Below are 22,625 nucleotides of genomic sequence, written 5' to 3' on the forward strand. Positions count from 1 at the left end.
CACCCTTACGGAGCTTCCGATGCCCGAACTGCGCCGGAGCGCGCGCGCCCTGACCCGTCTCTGGTGGCCGGTGGCGCTCGCCGTCCCGCTGGGGGCGGTGGCGGGGGCCGGTTACGCCGTCGTCTCGCACCCCAGCTACGCCGCCAACTCCTATGTGGTGGTGGTCCCGCAGAACCCGGGGGAGGGCTCCACCGCCGTCAACTTCGCCCAGGCGTACGGCCGACTGGCGGGCCAGCCGCAGGTGCTGGCCGCCGCCGCCAGCGAGACCGGGCGGACGGTCGCCGCGATGGCCGGCCTGGTCAGCGGCACCACCTCGCCGGACGCGCCGGTGATCGACATCACCGGCACCGGCCGCACCCCGGACTCCGCCGTGCAGGCCGCCGACGCGGTCGCCAAGTCCCTGATCAGCTTCGCCAACACCAGCAGCAAGGAGACCGGCGTCAAGCTCGTCCCGCTGGCCGCCGCCGCCGAACCGGACGCCCCGACCTCCCCGTCCGCGCAGCTGGACACGGCGGTGGGCGGCGCGGCCGGGCTCCTGATCGGCGCGCTGGTGATGATGACCCGCCGCCGTCCGGCGGAGCCCGGGCCGGTCGCCGAGGTCCCGATGCCACCGCGCCCGCGCTCCGGGGAGCCGAGCGGGGCCGAGGACGCCGGGAATGCCGGGGACACCGGGGATGCCAAGGGCGCCGGGGACGCCGGGGACGCCGAAACCGTCAAGGGACCGCAGGAAGCCGGGAGCCGACGATGACCACCGAGCAACGGACGACCGCCGAGCAGCAGCAGACCGGGGTCGGAACCGGGCTGCCCGCCCAGGCCGGTAACCCCCGCTGGACCACCGAGGTGCACCGCACCGACGACGCGCTCGACACCGTCGCCGCCGAGTGGGACGACCTCGCGGCCCGCTGCGCCACCGCCACCCCCTTCCAGGCCGCCGCCTGGATCCGCTCCTGGTGGCGCCACTACGGCCGTCCGGGTGCGCTGGTGGTGGTGCTGGTCCGCCGGGACGGGCGACTGGCCGGTGCCGCCGCCTTCCAGCGGCGCGGCCGGTTCGGCGGGGGGCTCACCAACCTCGGGGGTGGCCTGGTCGACTTCACCGACATCCTGCTGGACGACTCCTGCGCCGACCGCGCCGCCGCCGAACTCGCCGGAGCCCTCCCGCTGCGCCGCCCCTGGCACAGCCTGGACCTGCGCGAGGTGCACCCGGAGGCGGCGGCCCAGCGGCTCTTCCAGCACTGGCGCGGCCGCCGCCACCGCTTCACCGACTCGCTCTGCCAGTACCTCCCCGCCGTGCCGATGGAGGAGCTGCTCAAGCGCCTGCCGGGCAAGACGGCCCAGCGCAGCCGGGTCAAGCAGCGCAAGATCGCCGAATCCGGGGTCGAGGTCCGCACGGCCACCCCGGCGGAGGTGCCGGCGGCGATCGAGGAGCTGCTCCGGCTGCACTTCCTGCAGTGGCAGGAGCGCGGCGTGACCACCGAACACCGCACCGAACGCTTCGCCGCCCACCTCACCGAATCCACCACCGGCCTGGTGGCCGGCGGCCGGGCCGCCGTGCACCGCTACTGGCTGGACGGCGAGCCGGTGGCCGTCAACCTGCTGCTGCTCTGCCCCTCGTTCGGGGGTCTCTACATGTACGGCGCGCACCCCGCCCTGCGCGAGCGCCTCGACATCGCCGGCCTGCTGTTCGGCGTCGCGCTGGACGAGGTCCGGGGTGCCGGTATCCCACTGCTGAGCCTGCTGCGCGGCCAGGAGCCGTACAAGCAGCGCTGGCGCCCGGACCAGCTGCCCAACCAGCGTCTGGTGCTGGGCCCGGGCCGGCTCGCCCCGGCCGCCGCTTTCCGGGCCTGCCGGGTACGGGCCAGGCAGGCGGTGGTGCAAGTGCTGCGCACCCGCCTGCCCCGCCTGAAGGAGGCGCTAGTGGCGCGTACCCGGAGCCGCAGCTGAACCCCACGTCGAACTCCACGGGTTCGGATCGCCCTTGGAGCCGGACATCAGCTGCTTGAAGACCTGGCTGGAGCGCGGGTTCCGGTTGCACTCCCAGAAGCCGTGCGGGCAGTAGTCGGTGAGGGTCTGGTAGGCGGTGTCGTGGGTGCGCATCCACTCCACCATCCGCCGCACGAACTCGGGGTTGTCGCCGTTGCGGAAGAGTCCCCACTCCGGGTACGAGACCGGCTTCCCGCGTTTGGCGGCGAACTCCACCTGGTCCTGCAGCCCGTACGGCTCGGAGATGTACTGGTCGAAGGTGGCACCGGCGGGCTGGTCGTAGCTGTCCATCCCGATGATGTCCACCACGTCGTCGCCGGGGTAGCAGCGCGTCCACGGGACGGCGTCCAGGCCCCGGGTGGGGTCGAAGTCGAAGCGGAAGTGCTGGCCGGGGACGGAGCGCATCACCGTCACGATGCGCCGCCAGTACGCCTTCCACGCCGTCGGGTCGGGCCGGCACCGGCTGGTGTAGGTGGTGCCGTTCATCTCCCAGCCGAGCGTGAGGACGGTGTCACCACCGCCGAACGCGACCAGCCTCCGGGCGAGTTTGAGGAAGTGCCAGTCGAACTCGCCGCGATTGGCCCGGGCCAGCAGCCGGACGACGTCGGCGTCCGGCATGTCGTTCTCGTTGGGCGTCAGCATCGGCACGCCGAGGACGAGCTTGCGGGACGGGTCGGCCAGTCGCCACTGCGACCAGAGGCCGAGCATCACCGGGTCGCCGTCGATGTCCGCCCAGCTGTTCCCGGCCAGGTAGGTGTGGCCGACCTGCATGTTCGCGCCGCTCAGCCACTGCGTCATCCGCCGGATGTTCGGGATCGAGTCGTTCCAGGAGCCGACGAACGCCCCGAACGGCGCCTCGTGCCTGCTCCGCAGGACCGGCGGTCTGGGCGCGGCGCCGCGCGGCTGGACCGCGTCCGAGGAGAGCGCGGCGCGCCGCTCGGTCTGATCCACCGGGGTGCCGGACGGGATGGTCACGGTGGTCACCAGCAGTAGCGCGGCGGCGGCCAGCGTGAGGCGGGCCAATCGCATGGGGTGTCTCCTCAGGGCGTCGCACCGATGAGCCCGGGAAAGCTCACAAACACGACGGTAAGGCCACGGGTCGTCAGAAAAGCCTTATGTCACTCAAAAGTGGCAGGTCGCAGCCGCGAACGGCAGTGACGGCCCGTCAACTCCGCCCCGGGTGTGTTGCACTGGGCCGTCCCGCCGCCCGGCTCATTCGCCCGGTCGGTCCGCGCCGGTCCGTACCGGTCCGCGTCGGCCCGCTTCGGTCGCCCGAGTGCGGGGTGTCCGGATCTGTCCGAGTACCGGGCGGCAGCCCGTACCACCTCTGTAACAGTCCGCCGCACCGCCGCAGCTGTCCGGCAGCGGCCGACGCCGACCGATATCCCCAGGTCGGGGCCGATGCCCGAGCCCCTCCGGCGCCGCCGGCCCGGCCGGTGCGGGGTCGTGTCCAGCAAGACGGACCGCTCGAGCGGAAGGTACGCTCCGCCAGTGTCCTGGAAGCCGCTGCGTGCCCTCACCCGCCGATCCGTGCTCCCTGCCCTGGCTGCGATGCTGGTGCTCGGAGCCGGTGCCGCCGCGCACGCCAACCGCCCGGTGCCGTTCGGCGACCGGATGGCGACGCCCGGTGGCGCCGACGCCAGCCCGGTCAGCGCCCAGACACTGAACACCGGCACGCTGGAGCTGAAGGTCGGGCCCGGCCTGGAGGCGTACGACCGGGCCACCGGCCGGCCCGCCTGGTCCTACCGCCGCGAGGGCGCGACCGCTCTGTACCTCGCGATGGCCGGTGAGAGCGCCGTGGTGGTCTGGGACGACGGCATGGTCACCTCGGTGCGGCCCAGCGACCACGAGGTGCGCTGGCACCGGGCCGTACCCGGCCTGAGTGACTGGCTGAGCGGCGACGGCGACCCGGACGCCGCGACCCGCACGGACACCGAGCGCCGCGAGATCGCGGTGCAGCGAGCCGCCGCCGCCCTCCAGCCCGTGATCGAGGACGAGCCCGGCGTCGCCGTGGTGACCCCGGCGCTGACCATGGTCTTCCGCGATCGCGACGGCGATCTGCGGTTCAACTCCCGCCCACTGGGCGGCTGCTCCTACGACCCGCTGCGCGCCGTCCACACCGACGACGCCGTCCTGGTGCCCCGGACCTGCACCGGCACCAACAGCAGCGGGCACCCGCTGCCCGGCGGCATCACCGGCATCCGCCTGGACGGCCAGGGCTGGCAGCTCAACGCGGGGCCGCAGGTCCTGCTCAAGAGCCTGGACGGCCACCAGGTCGCCATCGACGACGGCCCGATCGTCGGCCGCCGGGTCTTCGACACCCGCAAGGGCGCCCTGGAGCCCCTCTGCGGCGGCCCGACCGTCCCCTTCGCCGCCCTCAAGCCCCACACCGACTGCCCGGCCTCCTGAGGAGGCTTCGCCGACTGGGGCGGCAACCCCAGGGGCGCGGGGAACTGCGTGAAACCGGAAGGCAACGGCCTGCACCGCTTCCGCTCCGTGCAGTGCCCACGCCCCCGGCCCGGGCGCCCACCCGCTCGCAGAGGCTGCTGCGGAGGCATTTTCCCGGCTCCCGGTAGACTGGCCCGTATGGCTGATTTCTCCGGGCATTAGCGGGCGCGCGGCGAGGCCCTTCGAGGCTCGCCGATCCGCCGAGTGCTGCCCCCTTCCCACGCTGCCCGGGTGCCTGTGTGCCATGTCCGAGGCGCCCCGCTCACGTCCCAGGAGTTACCCACAGCCATGATTTCCGTCAACGCCCTTGAGCTGCGCGCCGGTGCCCGCATCCTGATCGAGAACGCCAGCTTCCGGATCACCCCGGGTGACCGCATCGGCCTGGTCGGCCGTAACGGCGCCGGCAAGACCACCCTCACCAAGGTGCTGGCGGGCGAGGGCCTGCCCGCCTCCGGCACGGTCACCAACTCCGGCGAGGTCGGCTACCTCCCGCAGGACCCCCGTACCGGCGACCTCGACGTGCTGGCCCGCGACCGCATCCTGTCGGCCCGTGGCCTGGACACCGTCCTGCGCAAGATGCGCGAGAACGAGGACCGGATGGCCAACGGCACGGGTGCGACCCGTGACAAGGCGATGAAGAAGTACTCCACCCTGGAGACCGAGTTCCTCACCAAGGGCGGCTACGCCGCCGAGGCCGAGGCCGCCACCATCGCGGCCGCCCTGGGCCTGCCGGACCGGATCCTCGGCCAGGAGCTGCACACCCTCTCCGGTGGTCAGCGCCGCCGGGTCGAGCTGGCCCGGATCCTCTTCTCGGACGCCGACATCCTGCTGCTCGACGAGCCCACCAACCACCTCGACGCCGACTCGATCGCCTGGCTGCGGGACTTCCTGAAGACGTACAAGGGCGGCTTCATCGTGATCTCCCACGATGTCGAGCTGGTCGAAACGGTCGTCAACAAGGTGTTCTACCTGGACGCCAACCGCTCCGCGATCGACATCTACAACATGGGCTGGAAGCAGTACAAGCAGCAGCGCGAGGACGACGAGAAGCGCCGCAAGCGCGAGCGCGCCAACGCCGAGAAGAAGGCCGCGACCCTCAACTCGCAGGCCGACAAGATGCGTGCGAAGGCCACCAAGACCGTCGCCGCGCAGAACATGGCCCGCCGTGCCGAGAAGCTGCTGGCGGGTCTGGACCAGGTCCGGGTCTCGGACAAGGTCGCCAAGCTGCGCTTCCCGGACCCGGCCCCCTGCGGCAAGACGCCGCTGATGGCCGAGGGCCTGTCCAAGTCGTACGGCTCGCTGGAGATCTTCACCGACGTCGGCCTGGCGATCGACCGGGGCTCGCGGGTCGTCATCCTCGGCCTCAACGGCGCCGGCAAGACCACCCTGCTGCGGATGCTCGCGGGCGTGGAGCAGCCGGACACGGGTGAGATCATCCCGGGCCACGGCCTGAAGATCGGGTACTACGCCCAGGAGCACGAGACGCTCGACCCCGAGCGCAGCGTGCTGGAGAACATGCGCTCCGCCGCGCCCGACACCGACCTGGTGCAGATCCGGAAGATCCTCGGGTCCTTCCTGTTCTCCGGCGACGACGTCGACAAGCCGGCCGGCGTGCTCTCCGGTGGCGAGAAGACCCGCCTCGCGCTGGCCTCGCTGGTGGTCTCCAGCGCCAACGTACTGCTGCTCGACGAGCCCACCAACAACCTCGACCCGGCCAGCCGCGAGGAGATCCTCGGCGCGCTGCACTCCTTCAGCGGCGCGGTCGTGCTGGTCACCCACGACGAGGGCGCGGTCGAGGCCCTCCAGCCGGAGCGGATCATCCTGCTGCCCGACGGCGTCGAGGACCTCTGGAGCCCGGCGTACCGGGATCTGGTCTCGCTCGCCTGACCACTTGGCCGACCGTTCGGTTGGCCGCTCGCCTGACCATTTGGCCGGCCGCTCGGCCGACCGCGTGGCTGAGTGTTCGGCTGACATCCGCCGCGCTGCGGTAGACACGGAATCAGCTGTTCGCCGTAGAAAATCTCATCCTCGGCAGAGATCGGGAATGGGAGACTCGGAGATTCCGTTTAAGACGATCCACTGCCGCCCCGCCGCACTTTTGCGGTCGGGGCGGCTGTGCTGATCAGCTCTTTCGTCCGAACCGGCCTGTTGGGCCGGGGGCGCGTGGCTCAGAGTGAGCGCTCTTGTGCACTGCGAACACCACCGGCAGACTGCGCTTTCCCGGTATCGACCTTGTCGAATGGGTGGCCAGGACGCTGGCTATGGGTGATCATGGGAATCTGACCGAGCAAGCTATGAGGAGGCACGGGTGGCCGAGACTCTGAAAAAGGGCAGCCGGGTGACCGGTGCCGCGCGTGAGAAGCTCGCGGCCGATCTGAAGAAGAAATACGACTCCGGGGCGAGCATTCGCGCGCTGGCGGAGGAGACCGGTCGCTCCTATGGCTTCGTACACCGCATGCTGAGCGAGTCCGGAGTGATCCTCCGGGGCCGCGGCGGTGCCACGCGGGGCAAGAACAAGGCTACTGCGGGAGCGGGTTCCTGACAGGCCATCACGCCGGCGGGCGGTCCGATCCGAGAGCAGATCCTACCTGGTCGCGGTCGCCCCACGCCGGTCCCTGCTCCTGATGCGCGGCGTACTCGACCCCCACGACACGTCACACCCACGGCGCGTGAGAGTGCGCGGTAGCAGAGCAGTCAGCAGCTTGGATCAACGGCTTCTTGCACCACCAGCTCCAGACGGATCGGCGGCCGGGACACCCGGACCGCCGATCGTCGTTTTCCGGGGCCGTGCTCCTGGGGTCCTGTCCGGGGGTGGCCCTGTCCAGTCGGGGCCCGGTTTTGTTACTCTCCAGTAGCTCTACTGCCCCTCTGCTGGAGGTACCGCTATGACCGCCCTCGAAACCGACGCCCAGTCCTGGGAGCAGGCCGGCGTCCGTCTCGAAATCGACGGCGACACCGCCACGGTGACGCTCTGCCGTCCGAAGCAGCGCAACGCCCAGTCCCCGGCGATGTGGCGCGCGCTGGCCGCCGTCGGGCAGGAGTTGCCAGGGACGGTACGGGTCGTGGTGCTGCGGGCCGAGGGCGTCTCGTTCTCGGCCGGGCTGGACCGGGCGATGTTCAGCCCGGAGGGTATCCCCGGTGAGCCCAACTTCCTGCAGCTCGCCGCCGCCGAGGACAAGGAGCTGGACGACGCCATCGCCGGCTTCCAGGAGGCGTTCACCTGGTGGCGCCGCCCCGACCTGATCAGCATCGCGGCCGTTCAGGGCCACGCCGTCGGCGCCGGCTTCCAGCTCGCCCTCGGCTGCGACCTCCGGGTGGTCGCGGACGATGTGCAGTTCTCCATGAAGGAGACCTCGCTCGGTCTGGTCCCCGACCTCGCCGGGACCAAGCCGCTGACCGAACTGGTCGGCTACGCGCGGGCGTTGGAGATCTGCGCGACGGGCCGTTGGGTGGGGGCCGACGAGGCCGTCGCCACGGGCCTGGCCAACCTCGCCGTACCGGCCGCCGAGCTGGAGGCGACCGTGCGCGACCTCGCCGCAGCACTGCTGGCGGCTCCCCGCAACGCGGTGATCGAGACCAAGGCCCTGCTGCAGGGCGCCGGGGGGCGCTCGTACGACGAGCAGCGCTCGGCCGAACGGGCGGCGCAGGCGCGCCGACTGCGCGACCTCGCCGGGATCGGCGACTAACCGGGCCCGCCCGATCAGGATCGGGCAAGCAGAAGGGGCGCGAGGAACTCGCGCCCCTTCTGCTTGCCCAGCTGCATCCGGCGGAGCCTGCCGCGCGGACTCCGTGGCGGAATGTCAGAGTTGGGATGGTTTGCGATATAGCTGGACAGGACACCCCAGGAGATCACCGTGCCTGACACCCCGACGCCCGCCGACCTGCACAAGAACGACCCCCACCGGACCGACCCGCACCGCGAGGACCCGCACCGCGAGGACCCGCGCCGTGACGAGCAGCGCCGGTCGGCCCCCGCTCCCGCCGTCACGCCCCCGGCCGAGCGCGGCCGTACGGCCCTCGCGGTCGGCGTGGTCGAGAAGATCGCCGGGATGGCCGCCCGGGAGGTCTCCGGCATCCACGCGCTGGGCTCCGGCCTCGCCCGGACCTTCGGGGCGATGCGCGACCGGGTCCCGGGTGGTAAGTCCAGCATCGGGCGTGGCATCAAGGCGGAGGTGGGCGAGAAGCAGACCGCGATCGACATCGCCCTGGTGGTCGAGTACGGCGTGGTCATCCCGAAGCTCGCGGCGCAGGTACGGGAGAACATCATCGTGGCGGTCGAGCGGATGACCGGCCTCGAGGTGGTGGAGGTCAACATCGCCGTCAACGACGTCCACCTGCCCGACGAGCCGGACATCGACGAGGACGAAGAGACCGACTCCAGGGGCCAGCGCCCGAGGGTCCAGTAGGCCCACCCCGAAGAGGAGCAGCGGATGAATCTTGCCCTGACGGGCCTGGTGGTCGGTATGGCCCTGGGCTTCGCCGGCTACTTCGGCGGGTTCGCCGCCTTCCTGCTGGTCGGGGTGCTCGGCGCGGTCGGCTTCGTGGTCGGCCGGCTGCTCGAGGGCGACATCGAGCTCAGCGAGCTGGTCGATCTGCTGCGCAACCGCGATCGGCGGCGTTGATGCCGGCTGTCGCGGCCGTCGGCAGGCCGGCGGTGGCAGCCGCCGAGCGCGGCAGGTTGAACATCGCCGACCGGGTGCTCACCCGGATCGCCGGCCGGGTGGCCCGTGAGGCGCTGGCCGGCGCTTGGGTCGGCCGGACCGGGACGGGCGGTACGCCCCGGGTCTCGGTCTCGCCGTCGCACCACGGGGGTACTCGGCTCACGCTCGGCCTGGAGCTGCCCTTCCCGGCGGATCTGGCCGCGCTGGCCCGGCTGGCTCAGGTGGCCGTCACCGAGCAGCTGGCGGCCCTGACCGGCGCCGAGATCGTCGAGGTGACCGTGCTGATCGAGCGGCTGGTACCGGTGGAGGCCGAGCGGTGACCGCCGATCAGCTCGAGTCGCCACCGGAGGATGATCAGATCATCAAGGGGCGGCGCCTGCGCTCGCCCCGGACCTTCGGCGCGGTACTGATCTCCACCGCCGTCCTGGTGGTCGCCGGCGGTCTGCTCTCCGACGTGGTCGCCGTCCGCACCGGGCACCGGGCCCGGCCCTGGCGGGCCGACCTCGCGCACCAGCTGGCGACGCGGCACCTGGACGATCCGTGGGTACGCCTCGGCGCGGGTGTCGCCGTGCTGCTCGGGCTCTGGTGCTGCCTGCTCGCCCTCACCCCGGGCCTGCGCCGCTGGCTCCCGCTCAGCCGCCCGGGCTCGGCGATCGACCGTGCGGGGGTGGCCGCCCTGCTCGCCCACCGGGCCGAGGAGTACCCCGGGGTGGCGTCCGTCAAGGTCCGGGTCGGGCAGGGGTCGACCAAGGTCACCCTCCAGGGCACCGCCGACCCGGCGGGCCTCGAGCGCGGACTGCGCGCCGAACTCGCCCGCATCCCCCTGGCCCTGCCGAACCGGCTCGACGTCCGCGCCCGCAGCGCGGGGAGGCGCCAGCGATGAGCCGATCCACCGTCAACCGGTCCATCCTGGCCGTCGCCGGTCTGCTGCTGCTCGGCGGCGGCCTGCTGGTGCTGGCCGGCTCCTTCGACCTGTACCGCAGGCTGCACCTGGGGATTCCGAGCTGGTTGCCGCTCGGCTCGCCGCACGAGCCCCTGGTCAGCACGGCCTCCCGTACCCGGTGGGACGACCGGGGCTGGTGGTGGCCGGTCGTGATCGCGGTGCTCTCGCTGGCCGTGGCCGCCGCCCTCTGGTGGCTCGCCGCCCAACTGCGCCGCAGCGGGCCCGGCACGGTCACACTGCCCACGCCGCCAGGGGCGGGCCCGGTGCTGCGCCTGCGCGGCCGGGCGCTGGAGGACGCGATCGAGACCGAGACCATCGCACTGCCCGAAGTCACCCGGATCCGGGTCCGCCTGCTGGGCAACCGCAGACGCCTGCTGCTTCGGGCCGCCGTCCGCATGCAGTCGAGCGGCACCCCCGCAGACCTGCTGGACGACTTCCACAGCGGCCCGCTGACCCACGCCCGAACCAGCCTGTCCCTCCCCGAACTGCCGTGCGAGCTGCGGCTTCAGGTGGCAGGCCGGAGCAGCGTGCGCACCCCGAAACCGCCCCGGGTGCTCTGACCGACCGGTCTGCGCGGGCTCGTGTTCGACTCCCCGTGCGCCGTGGACCGGTGGGCGTCAGAGCCCCCGGAGGGCTCCGCCGTCCACCGGGATCATGACGCCGGTCAGGTAGGAGGCGGCGGGGGAGAGCAGGAAGGCGGCCACCTTGCCGAACTCCTCCGGGGTGCCGTAGCGGCCGAGGGGGATCTTGGCGTTCGCACGGGCTCGGGAGGCGGCTGCGTCGCCGCCCAGGGCGTCGAGTTCGCGGACCCGGTCGGTGTCGATGCGGGCGGGGAGCAGGCCGATCACACGGATGCCGCGTGGTCCGAGTTCGTCGGCGAGGGACTTGGCGGCCATCGCGAGGCCCGGCCGGAGGCCGTTGGAGATGCCGAGTCCGCCGATCGGCTCGCGGACCGAGCCGGAGAGCACGAATCCGATCACGCCGCCCTCGCCGAGCGCGGCGGCGGCCGTGCGGGCGATCCGGAGCGCTCCGAGGAAGACCGACTCGAACGCGGTGCGCCAGGCGTCCTCCTCGGCGGTCAGTACCGGTCCGGCGGCCGGGCCGCCGACGCTGATCAGCACGCCGTCGAACCGCCCGAACCGTTCCCGGGCCGCCGCGATGAGCAGTTCGGCGCTCGCCGGGTCGGCGTTGTCCGCGACCACCCCGTGCGCCTGCTCCGGCCCGCCCAGTTCGGCGACGGCGGCCGCCACCGACTCCTTGCTGCGCCCGCTGAGCACCACCCGGGCGCCGTCCGCGACCAACTCCCGTGCGGAGGCCAGTCCCAGCCCACGGGTGGCGCCGGTTACCACGTACACCTTCTGCTGCAGTCCGAGATCCATGGGCCCATCCTGCCCGGTCGGGAAGCAGCCGGTCGGGCTTACGCGGGTACGAGTTCCGGTTCGGGCCGCTTCTTCACGGCCGCGAGGTCCTTCGCCTCGCGGCGGGCGAGCACCACCAGGCCCACCGGGACCAGGGCGGTGAACAGCCACCACTGGACGGCGTACGCCATGTGCGGGCCGATGTCGGAGTGTTCGGGCTCGCCGAGCACCTCGGGGGATGCGCCGGAGGGCGGGACGGTGGAGGCCATCTCCAGGTAGCCGCCGAGGAAGGTGGTGCCGATCCGCTGGGCCGCCTGTTCGCTGTTGATCAGCTTGAACTGCCGGTCGGGCAGCCCGCCCCGGTCCGGGATGCCGCTGTTGGCGTGGGTCTCGTCGGCGCGCAGCCGGCCCGTCACGGTGATCTGACCGCTCGGCGGCGCCGGGGGGTTCGGGTAGCTGATGGTGTCGCCGGGGGAGTCGACCCAGCCCCGGTTCACCAGTACGTCACCCTTGCCGTCCGCCAGCTTGAGCGGGGTGATGACGAAGTACCCGATGCTGCTGCCGCCCGGCTCGGTCCGGCTGCGGATCACGAACTCGTCCGCGACGTCGAACTGCCCGGTGGCCGTCACGGCCTTCCAGGTGATGTCCGTGGGCACGGTGCGGCCGGGCACGGTGAGTGAGTCGAACGCGACGGGCGTGGCGGTCAGGTTCTGCGCGATGAGCTGATTGCGCGCGACCCGGGCTTCGTGGCGGTGGAGCTGCCAGAAGCCCAGCCGGATCATCGCGGGAATCAGCAACAGGCCGATCAGTGTGATGATCGCCCAGCGCCAGGAGAGCAGAAAACGGTACACAACGGCACGCTACGCCCACAGTCCTTCCGGATCAGACACCGGGGTGTGCGGCGACCTCGCGGAGCAGCTGGAGGAAGGCGTCCTCGCCGACCACCGGCGTGCCGTACTCGCGTGCCTTGCGTGCCTTCCCGCTCCAGCTGTCGGGCTCGTTGGTGACCAGCAGGCTGGTGAGCCGGCTCACCGAGGAGGCGATGTGCAGGCCGGCCTCGGCCGCGCGGTCCTCCAGCAGCTCCCGGTCGGTCGCGGTGTCGCCGGTGATCGCCACCCGCATGCCCTGGCTCAGCGGGGTGCCGTCCACCCAGCGGCCCGGGTTCGGGTACGGGCAGGCCGGGCGCTTGCGGGCGGGCCGGTACGAGGAGCTCCAGGAGCCCCTGGCCGGCGCCGCCGAGCCGGTGTCCTCGCCGAGGTCGGTGACGGCCACGCAGTTGGTCAGCGGCAGCGGGATGCCCCCCTGCCGGGCCAGGTGCAGGCTCGGGCGGAACGCCTCGGCGAGCACCCGGGCGTCGTCCAGCGCGTTGTGCGCCTGGCGCTGCTGGACGCCGAAGTACTCGGCGAGGCTGGCCAGCTTGCCGTTGGGCAGCGGCAGGCCGAGGTCGCGGGAGAGCACCATGGTGCAGAGCCGGAGCTCGACGGGGGCGCGCAGCCCGGCCCGGGAGTACTCGCGGGAGATCATGTTCCAGTCGAAGAGCGCGTTGTGCGCGACCATCACCCGCCCCCGCAGCCGTTCGCCCAGCTCGTCGGCGATCTCGGGGAAGGTCGGCGCGCCCGCGAGGGCCGCGCTGGTGAGCCCGTGGATCCAGGTCGGCCCGGGATCGCGCTCGGGGTTCACCAGGGTGTACCAGTGGTCGGTGACCTCGCCGTGGGCGTCGAGCTGGTAGACACCGGCGGAGATGACGCGGTCGGTACGGCCGAGCCCGGTGGTCTCGACGTCGACCACGGCGAACCCCTGGCTGTGCTCGGGGCTGCGCTGCGCCGGGAGGGGCGCTGTCCGGGCGGAGTCGTCCCTCGGTGACTGGATCGCGTGCATGAAGAACCACTTTAAGGGCGGCCGCCCACAACGATGGCCGTCCGGGGCTTCGGCAGTGGCGTACGCGACATTTCGACAGGGAGTACGACGGCTGCCGGAATAGAGTGAGAAGCGAGATGGTCGTACTACCGGTCGAACTATCAGTTCGAGCCATCTCCCCAGGTCACCGGTACCCATCCGGTGCCGGCTGCACGAAGGAAGACCCCCATGCGCGCCACTGTGATCCACGGCCCGAACGACATCCGGATCGAGGAGGTGCCCGATCCGAAGATCCAGCGGCCGACCGACGCGGTGGTCCGGGTGGTCAACGCCTGCATCTGCGGCAGCGACCTCTGGGCGTACCGGGGCGTGGCCGCCCGGGTGGCCGGGCAGCGGATCGGGCACGAGTTCCTCGGCATCGTCGAGGAGGTCGGCTCCGAGGTGTCCGGCTTCCGGCCCGGTGACTTCGTGGTCGCGCCGTTCGTCTGGTCCGACGGTGTCTGCGACTACTGCCGCGAGGGCCTGCAGACCTCCTGCCCGCACGGCGGGTTCTGGGGCGAGGTCGGCTCGGACGGCGGCCAGGGCGAGGCCGTCCGGGTCCCGTTCGCCGACGGCACGCTCGTCCAGCTGCCCAAGGAGGCCGCCACCGACGAGAAGCTGCTGCCGGGTCTGCTGGCGCTCTCCGACGTGATGGCGACCGGGCACCACGCGGCGGTCTCCGCCAAGGTCCGTCCCGGTTCGACCGTCGCCGTGGTCGGCGACGGCGCGGTCGGCCTCTGCGGGGTGCTGGCCGCGCACCGGCTCGGCGCCGGCCGCATCATCGCGCTCGGCCGCCACGAGGTCCGTACCGACATCGCCCGTAAGTTCGGGGCCACCGACGTGGTCGCCGCGCGTGGCGAGGAGGCGGTCGAGGCGGTCAAGGAGCTGACCGGCGGTCAGGGCGCGCACTCCGTGCTGGAGGCCGTCGGCACCGAGGAGTCGATGCGCACCGCGATCTCGATCGCCCGCGACGGCGGCGCCGTCGGTTACGTCGGTGTGCCGCACGGCGGCAGCGCGGGCGTCGACATCGGTCAGATGTTCGGCCGGAACATCGCGCTCGGCGGCGGCGTCGCCCCGGCCCGCGCGTACATCCCCGAGCTGCTCACCGACGTGCTGGCCGGCACCATCGACCCGGGTCTGGTCTTCGACCGCACCGTCACCCTGGACGGCGTGCCGGACGGCTACCGGGCGATGGACGACCGCTCGGCGCTGAAGGTCCGGATCTCGTTCTGACGGATCGTCGGATGTGACGTTTGCTCAAGTGGGGCGACACCCGAGAACGGTGTCGCCCCACTGGCATGTCCTGATCGCTTTTCGGCCAGATAGTGTGACTACGCCGCTCGGGTACTTTCTGTAGCCGTTCCGTCGCTCTAGCATGACGCGGCACGCCCTGACTGTGACGCCGCTCACGTCCGGTATTTCCGCCTGCGAATCCGAAGACGTCAGGAGACACCGAGTGGACACTCCGCCGACCGCCGAGGCAGTACCGCCAGAAGTCCGAGGCACCGACGAAACGGAGGAGTTCCGCTCGCTGCGGGGCGCCTTCCGGGGCTTCGCGTTTCCCGTGACCGCAGGTTTCATCCTCTGGTACCTGCTGTACGTGCTGCTCTCCAGCTACGCGCCCGCGTTCATGGCCACCAAGGTCTTCGGGCACGTGAACATCGCCCTCGTGCTCGGGCTGCTCCAGTTCGCCAGCACCTTCGCCATCGCGGCCTGGTACGCCCGCTACGCGGACCGCAGGCTCGACCCGACCGCCGCCGCGATCCGCGAGCGCTACGCCCCCGCCAACCTGGTGGCACCCCGGGAGGTCGGCGAATGAGCGACTGGCGAACGAGTAACCCCGTCCTGCTGGCCGGCAGCGCGAGCGAGCACCGGACGCTCACCATGTCGCTGTTCGGCGTCTTCGTGCTCGCCACCCTCGGCATCACCCTGTGGGCCGGGCGGCAGACCAAGGACGCCGCCGACTTCTACGCGGGCGGCCGGGGCTTCTCCGGCCTGCAGAACGGCCTGGCGATCTCCGGCGACTACATGTCGGCGGCCTCCTTCCTCGGCATCGCGGGAGCCATCGCGCTCTTCGGCTACGACGGCTTCCTCTACTCGATCGGCTTCCTGGTGGCCTGGCTGGTCGCCCTGCTGCTGGTCGCCGAACCGCTGCGCAACTCCGGCCGTTACACCATGGCGGACGTGCTGGCCTTCCGGATGCGGCAGCGCCCGGTCCGCACGGCTGCCGGGATCTCCACCATCGTGGTGTCGATCTTCTACCTGCTCGCGCAGATGGTCGGCGCCGGGTCGCTGGTCGCCCTGCTGCTCGGCGTCAGCGGTGAGGGCGCCAAGCGCTGGACCGTCGTCGCGGTGGGCGCGCTGATGGTGGTCTACGTCGTCTTCGGCGGGATGAAGGGCACCACCTGGGTGCAGATCATCAAAGCGGTGCTGCTGATCGCCGGCGCCGCGCTGATGACCGTCATGGTGCTCGCCAAGTACCACTTCAACCTCTCCAGCCTGCTCGGCGCCGCCGCCGACGCCAGCGGCAAGGGCTCCGCCTTCCTGGAACCGGGGCTCAAGTACGGAGTGACCGGCACCAGCAAGCTGGACTTCATCAGCCTGGCCCTGGCCCTGCTGCTCGGCACCGCCGGGCTGCCGCACATCCTGGTGCGCTTCTACACCGTCCCCACCGCCAAGGCGGCCCGGAAGTCGGTGTTCTGGGCGATCGGCATCATCGGCGTCTTCTACCTGATGACCCTCGCGCTCGGTTTCGGGGCTGCCGCCCTGGTCGGCCCCAAGGCGATCAAGGCGTCCAACGCGGCGGGCAACACCGCCGCGCCGCTGCTCGCCGAGCACCTGGGCGGCGGAGCCGGTACGGCCGGCGGCGCCGCGCTGCTCGCGGTGATCTCCGCCGTCGCGTTCGCCACCATCCTCGCGGTGGTCGCCGGGCTCACCCTCGCCTCGTCCGCCTCCTTCGCCCACGACATCTACGCCAACGTGATCCGGCGCGGGAAGGCGAGCGAGCGGGAGGAGGTCCGGTCGGCCAAGCTGGCGGCCGTCGCGGTCGGGGCGGTGGCCATCGTGCTGAGCATCTACGCGGACAAGCTCAACACCGCCGCCCTGGTCGCCCTGGCCTTCGCCGTGGCGGCCTCGGCCAACCTGCCGACGCTGCTCTACTCGCTCTTCTGGAAGCGCTTCAACACCGTCGGCGCGGTCAGCTCGGTCTACGCGGGGCTGATCACCTCCGTCGCGCTGGTGTTCTTCTCCACCGTGGTCTCCGGCGCCAAGACCTCGCTCTTCCCGCACAGCGACTTCCACTGGTTCCCGCTGGAGAACCCCGGCCTGGTCTCCATCCCGGTCGGATTCCTGGCGGGTTGGATCGGGACCCTGCTCTCCAAGGAGCCCGCCGACCCGGCGAAGTACGCTGAACTTGAGGTCAGGTCGCTCACGGGCCTCGGCGCGCACTGACTTCCAGCGCTCCGGGGTCCGCGACCGGCCCGATAAGCTGGCCGGGCCCGTCCGCGTCGGCGGCCGGGCCCGGCCCGTTCTGGGATGAGCACAGTTGGAAGGGAGGCCGCAGTGCTTCTCGACACCTTCGGTCGGCAGGCCGTGGATCTGCGCGTCTCACTGACCGACCGCTGCAACCTGCGGTGCACGTACTGCATGCCCGAGGAGGGCCTGCAGTGGCTCGCCAAGCCCGAGCTGCTGACCGACGAGGAGATCGTCCGGCTGGTCACCCTCGCGGTGCGCGACCTCGGCGTGCGCGAGGTGCGGTTCACCGGCGGCGAGCCGATGCTCCGCCCCGGGCTGGTCTCCATCGTCACGGCCTGCGCCGAGCTGGAGCCGCGCCCGGAGCTGTCGCTCACCACCAACGGCATCGGGCTGGCCCGCACCGCCACCGCCCTGCGGCAGGCCGGCCTGGACCGGGTGAACGTCTCGCTCGACACCCTGGACGCCGACACCTTCTTCACCCTGACCCGCCGTCACCGCCACCAGGACGTCCTGGACGGCCTGGCCGCCGCCGAGGCCGCCGGGCTGGCCCCCGTGAAGCTCAATGCCGTCCTGATGCGCGGCGTCAACGACCACGAGGCGGCCGACCTGCTCGCCTGGTGCCTGGAGCACGGGTACGAGCTGCGTTTCATCGAGCAGATGCCGCTGGACGCCCAACACGGCTGGGACCGCTCGCAGATGGTCACCGCCGAGGAGATCCTCGACCGCCTGCACGCGCGCTTCTCCCTGACCCCCGAGCCGTCCAGCGCCCGGGGCGCCGCCCCCGCCGAGCGCTGGCTCGTCGACGGCGGCCCGGCGAGCGTCGGCGTGATCGCCTCCGTCACCCGTCCGTTCTGCCGCGCCTGCGACCGCACCCGGCTCACCGCCGACGGCCAGATCCGCAACTGCCTCTTCGCCACCGGCGAGACCGACCTGCGGACGGCGCTGCGCTCCGGCGGCACCGACGCCGAAATCGGCGAGCTGTGGCGGACGGCGATGTGGGGCAAGAAGGCGGGCGCGGGCATAGACAACCCGGAGTTCCTCCAGCCGGCCCGGCCGATGTCGGCGATCGGCGGCTAGGCTCCGCGGGTGCGGCTCCGCCGGGGAGCCGGTTGCACTGTTCAGGGGCCGCGTGGAACTTTGGCGAAGCGGGAGAGTGCGGGCCTGTTGTCTTCCGGTTTCGCGCAGTTCCCCGCGCCCCTGAGGAGCTACTCGCTCCAATCGGCGAGCGGGACGGTCTCCTTCAGGAAGCCCCGGACGCCGAGGAACTGGGAGAGGTGCTCCCGGTGGTCCTCGCAGGCGAGCCAGGTCTTGCGGCGGTCCGGGGTGTGCACCTTGGGGTTGTTCCAGACCAGGACCCAGACGGCGGGCAGGCGGCAGCCCTTGCCGGAGCAGATCGGGGGGCCGTCCGGGCCGTCGACGCCGTCGGCCGGGCCGAAGAGGCTGTTCATCAGTGAGCCGTCCTGAGGAGTGGGGCGGGAGTGTGCACCGCCAGTCTCGCACTCACGATCGAGGCCGGTAAATGAGCATGACGACGCCGGGCAGCCACGGGGGGAGCCGCCCGGCGTCGGTCTGTCGCTCCGACGGGGGATGCGGAGCGCGTACGCAGTATGTCACGCCGCGCCCCCCGAATGGCTAGCTCTTCCATGATTAATCTGAGGTTGTTCTGAGCTTTCTAGCAGTCAAACGCCATGAAACTCGGACAGAACGGGCGCTCGGCTTGAGCCTTCCTCAGTCCTCGTCCGAGGCTCCGTGCCCGCCGGTGCCGCCCGGGCCCAGCATCAGCGGGGTCTGCTCGGGCACCGCGAAGGTGCTCGGCAGGCCCGGCGCCCGCTCCCGCCCGGCGTTGGCGATCAGCACGGCGAAGTACGGCAGCAGCACGGCGGCGCCGAGGGCCACGTACGCCACATAGCGCTGGACGTCCCAGAGCACCACGGCGAGCAGCACGCACACCGTGCGGACCAGCATCGAGATCACATAGCGCCGTTGGCGCCCCCGGACATCCTCGGAGAGGCTGCTGCGCGCCCCGGTGATCCGGAAAACCTGCCCACTCTTGCCCATGCGGTTACCGTACGCCTCGCGTTCCCGGACGGGACCCATCGGGGCGCGGGAACTGTGCGATCAGGGCTCTACGTAGGTGCGTGGTTGCGCGCGCAGTTCCTCGCGCCCCTGTTCGGGCTGGCCTCAGCTGAGAGGGGTCAGGTACTCAGGCGCGACCGTGTCCGTCAGCCAGACGCCGTTGGCGCTGACGCGGAAGACGTGGCCGGCGGCGGCCATCGTCGCGGCGTCGACCGCGAGGACGACCGGGCGGCCGTGGCGGGAGCCGACCCGGACGGCCGTCTCGGTGTCGGCCGAGAGGTGGACGTCCTGGCGGGACATCGGGCGCAGGCCCTCCCGGTATATCGCGTCCAGTGAGCGCGCGGCGGTGCCGTGGTAGAGCACCGGGGGCGGTTCGGTGGCGGCCAGACCGAGGTCGACCGCCACCGTGTGGCCCTGGCTGGCGCGGATCCGCAGACCGTCGTCGGAGTACGCGAAGCGCTTCTTGTTGTTGGTCGCCACCACGTGGTCCAGCTCCGCCCGGCTGAGGCGGAGGGCGAAGAGCAGCGCGTCCACCCGGACCCAGCCGGCCTCGTCCAGGGTGAGCCCGACCCGGCCCGGGTCGTGCCGCAGCACTCTGGACAGGCTCTTCGATATCTTGACGGTCCGTTTTTCGTCCATGTGTCGGTAATCTTCCTACGAGGCTTGGCTCACCGAGCTCATGTTGAAGTCGGCGACCCGGACCGGCGGCATCGCGGCCCGGGTGAAGTAGTCGCCCCACTCGCGGGGCAGGCAGGGCTCGGTGCGGCCGACCTCGGTGATCCGGCCGAGCAGGTCGACGGGGGACTCGTTGAAGCGGAAGTTGTTGACCGCGCCGACCACCTCGCCGTTCTCGATCAGGTAGACGCCGTCCCTGGTCAGCCCGGTGAGCAGCAGGGTCGCCGGGTCCACCTCGCGGATGTACCAGAGGCAGGTCAGCAGCAGCCCGCGCTCGGTGCGGGCGATCATCTCGTCCAGCGTCGGGGCGGCGGCCTGGTCGGCCGTCTCCAGCACCAGGTTGTCGAGCGGCGGGGCGACCGGCAGGCCGGTCAGGGCCGCCGAGTGCCGGGTGGTGAAGAGGTTGACGAGCTCCCCGTCGCGGATCCAGTCCGTCGCGGTGAGCGGCAGTCCGTTGTCGAAGACCGAGGCGCTCTCGTCGGAGGTGTGGGCCAGCAGGAACGGCGCCGCCTCCAGGCCGGGCTCGGCCGGGTCGGAGCGCAGGGTCAGCGGCAGCGGGCCGAGCTTCTCGCCCACCCGGGTACCACCGCCGGCCCGGCTGAAGACCGTCTGCCCCTCGGCGGCGTCCCGGCCGCCCATGGACCAGGACAGATAGATCATCAGGTCGGCGACGGCGGTGGGCGGCAGCAGGGTCTCGTAGCGGCCGGCGGGCAGGTCGACCCGCTGCCGGCCCCAGGCGAGCCGCCGGGTGATCTCGGTGTGCAGCGCCGCCACGTCGATGTCCCGGAAGTCCGCACTGGCGGCGCCCACCCAGGCGGAGCCGGTCAGGTCGGCGGTCTTGCCGTTGATCTCGACGCTGCCGGTCGGCTGGTCGTGGCGCAGCCGCAGACCGGTGGAGGTGCCGAGGTAGCTGCTGACCATCTCGTGCCGGGCGAAGCCGTACAGCAGTTGGCCGGCCGCGCGGGCCCGGGCGAACGCCTCGCCGAGCGCCGGCGCGAACTCGGCGAACACCTCCACCGAGGTTTCGACGGGCGCGGAGGTGAAGTCAGGCGAGCCGGGCCGTACGGGGATCAGCGGCTGGGCGTCCTCGGCCGGTCCGGCGTCGCGGGCGGCGGCCTCGGCGGCCCGGACCAGGCTCTCCACCTCGTCCGGGGTGACGGCCTCGCGGGAGACCACGCCGGAGGCGGTGCCCTGGCCGCCGTCGACGGTGGCGATCACAGTGAGGCGGCGGCCCCGGGTGACGCCGTTGGTGGTGAGCGCGTTGGCCGCCCAGCGCAGGTTGGCCGTCGACTCCTCGTCGGCGATCACCACGCAGCCGTCGGCCCGGGAGAGTCCGAGGGCCAGCTCGACCAGCTCGTGCGGCTGGACCACGCCACTCTGAATCGCAGTCATCAGTGACCCGCCTCCTGCTGCGTGTTGAGCACATTGACGTTGCGGAACAGCGCGGACGGGCAGCCGTGGCTGACCGCCGCGACCTGGCCCGGCTGGGCCTTGCCGCAGTTGAAGGCACCGCCGAGCACGTACGTCTGCGGGCCGCCGACGGCGCTCATCGAGCCCCAGAAGTCGGTGGTCGTCGCCTGGTACGCGAAGTCCTTGACCTGGCCCGCGAGCCGGCCGTTCCGGATCGCGTACGCGCGCTGCCCGGTGAACTGGAAGTTGTACCGCTGCATGTCGATCGACCAGGAGCGGTCGCCGACGATGTACAGGCCCTTCTCGACCCCGTCGAACAGCCCCTCGGTGTCAGGGCCGCCCGCCACCGGCTGGAGCGAGACGTTGGCCATCCGCTGCACCGGTACGTGGGCGGGGGAGTCGGCGTACGCGCAGCCGTTGGAGCGGCCGAGGCCCTTCAGCCGGGCCATCGCGCGGTCCAGCTGGTAGCCGGTCAGGGTGCCGTCCTTGATGAGGTCCCAGGACTGGGCGGCCACGCCCTCGTCGTCGAACCCGATGGTGGAGAGCCCGTGTTCGGCGGTCCGGTCGCCCGTGACGTGCATCAGCTCGGAGCCGTACTTCAGCGAGCCGAGCTGGTCGAAGGTGGCGAACGAGGTGCCCGCGTACGCGGCCTCGTAGCCCAGCGCGCGGTCCAGCTCGGTGGCGTGGCCGATCGACTCATGGATCGTCAGCCAGAGGTTGGACGGGTCGATGACCAGGTCGTAGGTGCCCGCCTCGACCCCGGGGGCCTTCATCTTCTCGGCCAGCAGCCCGGGCAGTTGGGCGAGTTCGGCGTCCCAGTCCCAACCCGTACCGAGCAGGTACTCCCAGCCCCGGCCGACCGGCGGCGCCAGCGTGCGCATCGAGTCGAACGCACCCGTCCGCTCGTCGACCGAGGTGGCCTCCACGGTCGGGTACAGCCGGATCCGCTGCTGGGTGGTGACCGTACCGGCGGTGTCGGCGTAGAACTTGTTCTCCTGCACCGTCAGCAGGTTGGCCAGCACATGTGACACGCCGTCGGCGGCCAGCAGGCGGTTGCTCCACTCGGCGAGCAGCGCGGTCTTCTCGGCGTCCGGCACCTCGAACGGGTTGACGTCGTACGCGGAGATCCAGGTGGCGTCGCGGTGGACCGGCTCCTCGGCCAGCTCCACCACGTCCACCGACCCGGCGGCGCGGCTGATCCCGCCGGAGAGCCGGGCCACCGCGACGGCCTGCTCGGCGACCCGGGCCGCCGCGTCGGGGGTCAGGTCCACCCCGGCCGCGAAGCCCCAGGCGCCGTCCAGCAACACACGGACGGCGAAGCCGAGTTGGACACCGTCGGAGGTGCCCGCCGGACGGGCGTCACGCAGCCGCCGGGAGGCACTGCGGACGCGCTCCAACCGGAAGTCCGCATGCGCGGCACCCAACTGCGTGGCCCGGCCCAGCGCGGCGTCGGCGAGGGCGCGCAGCGGGTACGCGAGGAACAGCGGGTCGACGGCGCGGGATGTCGGCGGCATCGGGCTCCCTGGATCGAAGGCGGTCAGGACGGGGTTGTCCATCTCGCATCATTGCCTGTCAGCCGCCCTCGATCCAGCACATTATGCAGCTGGTAAACCACAGCAGGGGCGCGGGGAACTGCGCGATCAACCACGCACCTACGTGGAGCCCTGCTCACACAGCACCCACGCCCCCGGAGGTGCCCAAGGA

At 71.8% G+C, this 22,625-nt stretch carries 24 protein-coding genes; 15 read left to right on the forward strand and 9 right to left on the reverse strand.

Going from position 1 to position 22,625, the window contains the following annotated elements; translation table 11 throughout:
* Window positions 1-19 precede the first annotated feature (19 nt).
* Window positions 20-748, forward strand: a complete 729-nt coding sequence (locus P3T29_RS20630; RefSeq protein ID WP_280718013.1) for a lipopolysaccharide biosynthesis protein — start codon at window positions 20-22, stop codon at window positions 746-748.
* Window positions 745-1,941, forward strand: a complete 1,197-nt coding sequence (locus P3T29_RS20635) for a GNAT family N-acetyltransferase (protein ID WP_280718014.1) — start codon at window positions 745-747, stop codon at window positions 1,939-1,941. The genes P3T29_RS20630 and P3T29_RS20635 overlap by 4 nt, the downstream gene beginning before the upstream one ends.
* Here P3T29_RS20635 and P3T29_RS20640 read toward each other — a convergent pair.
* A complete protein-coding gene (locus P3T29_RS20640; RefSeq protein WP_348532849.1) occupies window positions 1,912-3,009 on the reverse strand; it encodes a glycosyl hydrolase in 1,098 nt (365 codons plus the stop codon). The genes P3T29_RS20635 and P3T29_RS20640 overlap by 30 nt on opposite strands.
* Before the next feature lie 462 nt (window positions 3,010-3,471).
* Between P3T29_RS20640 and P3T29_RS20645 the strand changes: the two genes are divergently transcribed.
* The 9 genes from P3T29_RS20645 (at window position 3,472) to P3T29_RS20685 (ending at window position 10,592) form a co-directional block, all read left to right on the forward strand.
* Window positions 3,472-4,389, forward strand: a complete 918-nt coding sequence (locus tag P3T29_RS20645) for a hypothetical protein (protein WP_280718015.1) — start codon at window positions 3,472-3,474, stop codon at window positions 4,387-4,389.
* A gap of 327 nt (window positions 4,390-4,716) precedes the next feature.
* Window positions 4,717-6,315 carry an ABC-F family ATP-binding cassette domain-containing protein gene (locus P3T29_RS20650; protein WP_280718016.1) on the forward strand — a complete coding sequence of 533 codons (1,599 nt, stop codon included), beginning with the start codon at window positions 4,717-4,719 and terminating at the stop codon, window positions 6,313-6,315.
* A gap of 421 nt (window positions 6,316-6,736) precedes the next feature.
* The gene (locus P3T29_RS20655) at window positions 6,737-6,970 is read left to right on the forward strand and encodes a helix-turn-helix domain-containing protein (protein ID WP_030059940.1); all 234 of its coding nucleotides are present in this window, start codon (window positions 6,737-6,739) and stop codon (window positions 6,968-6,970) included.
* A 343-nt stretch (window positions 6,971-7,313) separates the two neighbouring features.
* A complete protein-coding gene (locus tag P3T29_RS20660) occupies window positions 7,314-8,114 on the forward strand; it encodes an enoyl-CoA hydratase/isomerase family protein (protein WP_280718017.1) in 801 nt (266 codons plus the stop codon).
* A gap of 168 nt (window positions 8,115-8,282) precedes the next feature.
* Window positions 8,283-8,834: an Asp23/Gls24 family envelope stress response protein gene (locus P3T29_RS20665; protein ID WP_280718018.1), complete on the forward strand. Its 552-nt coding sequence runs from the start codon at window positions 8,283-8,285 to the stop codon at window positions 8,832-8,834.
* Between the two features lie 24 nt (window positions 8,835-8,858).
* Window positions 8,859-9,050, forward strand: coding sequence for a hypothetical protein (locus tag P3T29_RS20670; protein ID WP_280718019.1), 192 nt, complete (start codon window positions 8,859-8,861; stop codon window positions 9,048-9,050).
* Entirely contained in the window at window positions 9,050-9,409 is a 360-nt protein-coding gene (locus tag P3T29_RS20675) for a hypothetical protein (RefSeq protein WP_280718020.1), read from the forward strand. Before P3T29_RS20670 ends, P3T29_RS20675 begins: the two co-directional genes overlap by 1 nt.
* Window positions 9,406-9,972: a DUF6286 domain-containing protein gene (locus P3T29_RS20680; RefSeq protein ID WP_280718021.1), complete on the forward strand. Its 567-nt coding sequence runs from the start codon at window positions 9,406-9,408 to the stop codon at window positions 9,970-9,972. The genes P3T29_RS20675 and P3T29_RS20680 overlap by 4 nt, the downstream gene beginning before the upstream one ends.
* Window positions 9,969-10,592 carry an alkaline shock response membrane anchor protein AmaP gene (locus P3T29_RS20685; RefSeq protein WP_280718022.1) on the forward strand — a complete coding sequence of 208 codons (624 nt, stop codon included), beginning with the start codon at window positions 9,969-9,971 and terminating at the stop codon, window positions 10,590-10,592. The genes P3T29_RS20680 and P3T29_RS20685 overlap by 4 nt, the downstream gene beginning before the upstream one ends.
* A gap of 57 nt (window positions 10,593-10,649) precedes the next feature.
* Here P3T29_RS20685 and P3T29_RS20690 read toward each other — a convergent pair whose 3' ends face one another.
* Genes P3T29_RS20690 through P3T29_RS20700 form a run of 3 tightly spaced genes read right to left on the reverse strand, consistent with a single transcriptional unit; the run spans window position 10,650 to window position 13,268 of the window.
* Complete coding sequence (locus tag P3T29_RS20690; RefSeq protein WP_280718023.1) at window positions 10,650-11,411, reverse strand: SDR family oxidoreductase; 762 nt, start codon at window positions 11,409-11,411, stop codon at window positions 10,650-10,652.
* A gap of 38 nt (window positions 11,412-11,449) precedes the next feature.
* Window positions 11,450-12,241 (reverse strand): SURF1 family protein, encoded by a 792-nt coding sequence (locus P3T29_RS20695; protein WP_280718024.1) that lies wholly within the window; start codon window positions 12,239-12,241, stop codon window positions 11,450-11,452.
* Window positions 12,242-12,272: 31 nt separating this feature from the next.
* On the reverse strand, window positions 12,273-13,268 hold the full coding sequence (locus tag P3T29_RS20700) for a DEDDh family exonuclease (RefSeq protein ID WP_280718025.1): 996 nt from the start codon (window positions 13,266-13,268) through the stop codon (window positions 12,273-12,275).
* A gap of 207 nt (window positions 13,269-13,475) precedes the next feature.
* On the opposite strand from P3T29_RS20700, the gene P3T29_RS20705 reads away from it, so the two are divergent.
* The 4 genes from P3T29_RS20705 (at window position 13,476) to moaA (ending at window position 17,837) form a co-directional block, all read left to right on the forward strand.
* A complete protein-coding gene (locus P3T29_RS20705) occupies window positions 13,476-14,519 on the forward strand; it encodes a zinc-dependent alcohol dehydrogenase family protein (protein ID WP_280718026.1) in 1,044 nt (347 codons plus the stop codon).
* 223 nt (window positions 14,520-14,742) lie between these two features.
* A complete protein-coding gene (locus P3T29_RS20710; protein ID WP_280718027.1) occupies window positions 14,743-15,105 on the forward strand; it encodes a DUF485 domain-containing protein in 363 nt (120 codons plus the stop codon).
* The gene (locus P3T29_RS20715) at window positions 15,102-16,736 is read left to right on the forward strand and encodes a cation acetate symporter (RefSeq protein WP_280718028.1); all 1,635 of its coding nucleotides are present in this window, start codon (window positions 15,102-15,104) and stop codon (window positions 16,734-16,736) included. Before P3T29_RS20710 ends, P3T29_RS20715 begins: the two co-directional genes overlap by 4 nt.
* Before the next feature lie 84 nt (window positions 16,737-16,820).
* Entirely contained in the window at window positions 16,821-17,837 is a 1,017-nt protein-coding gene (moaA, locus tag P3T29_RS20720) for a GTP 3',8-cyclase MoaA (protein ID WP_280718029.1), read from the forward strand.
* 128 nt (window positions 17,838-17,965) lie between these two features.
* Here the strand turns inward: moaA and P3T29_RS20725 are convergent, their stop codons facing one another.
* The 5 genes from P3T29_RS20725 to P3T29_RS20745 all read right to left on the reverse strand — a co-directional run bounded on the left by P3T29_RS20725 (window position 17,966) and on the right by P3T29_RS20745 (window position 22,435).
* The gene (locus tag P3T29_RS20725) at window positions 17,966-18,208 is read right to left on the reverse strand and encodes a hypothetical protein (RefSeq protein ID WP_280718030.1); all 243 of its coding nucleotides are present in this window, start codon (window positions 18,206-18,208) and stop codon (window positions 17,966-17,968) included.
* Between the two features lie 280 nt (window positions 18,209-18,488).
* Window positions 18,489-18,818, reverse strand: coding sequence for a DUF3099 domain-containing protein (locus P3T29_RS20730; RefSeq protein WP_280718031.1), 330 nt, complete (start codon window positions 18,816-18,818; stop codon window positions 18,489-18,491).
* A gap of 123 nt (window positions 18,819-18,941) precedes the next feature.
* The gene (locus P3T29_RS20735; protein WP_280718032.1) at window positions 18,942-19,475 is read right to left on the reverse strand and encodes an RNA 2'-phosphotransferase; all 534 of its coding nucleotides are present in this window, start codon (window positions 19,473-19,475) and stop codon (window positions 18,942-18,944) included.
* Between the two features lie 15 nt (window positions 19,476-19,490).
* A complete protein-coding gene (locus tag P3T29_RS20740; protein ID WP_280718033.1) occupies window positions 19,491-20,903 on the reverse strand; it encodes a metallopeptidase TldD-related protein in 1,413 nt (470 codons plus the stop codon).
* The gene (locus P3T29_RS20745) at window positions 20,903-22,435 is read right to left on the reverse strand and encodes a TldD/PmbA family protein (protein WP_280718059.1); all 1,533 of its coding nucleotides are present in this window, start codon (window positions 22,433-22,435) and stop codon (window positions 20,903-20,905) included. The genes P3T29_RS20740 and P3T29_RS20745 overlap by 1 nt, the downstream gene beginning before the upstream one ends.
* Between the last annotated feature and the right edge of the window lie 190 nt (window positions 22,436-22,625).

This window comes from Kitasatospora sp. MAP5-34, from assembly GCF_029894335.1.
Classification (GTDB): domain Bacteria; phylum Actinomycetota; class Actinomycetes; order Streptomycetales; family Streptomycetaceae; genus Kitasatospora.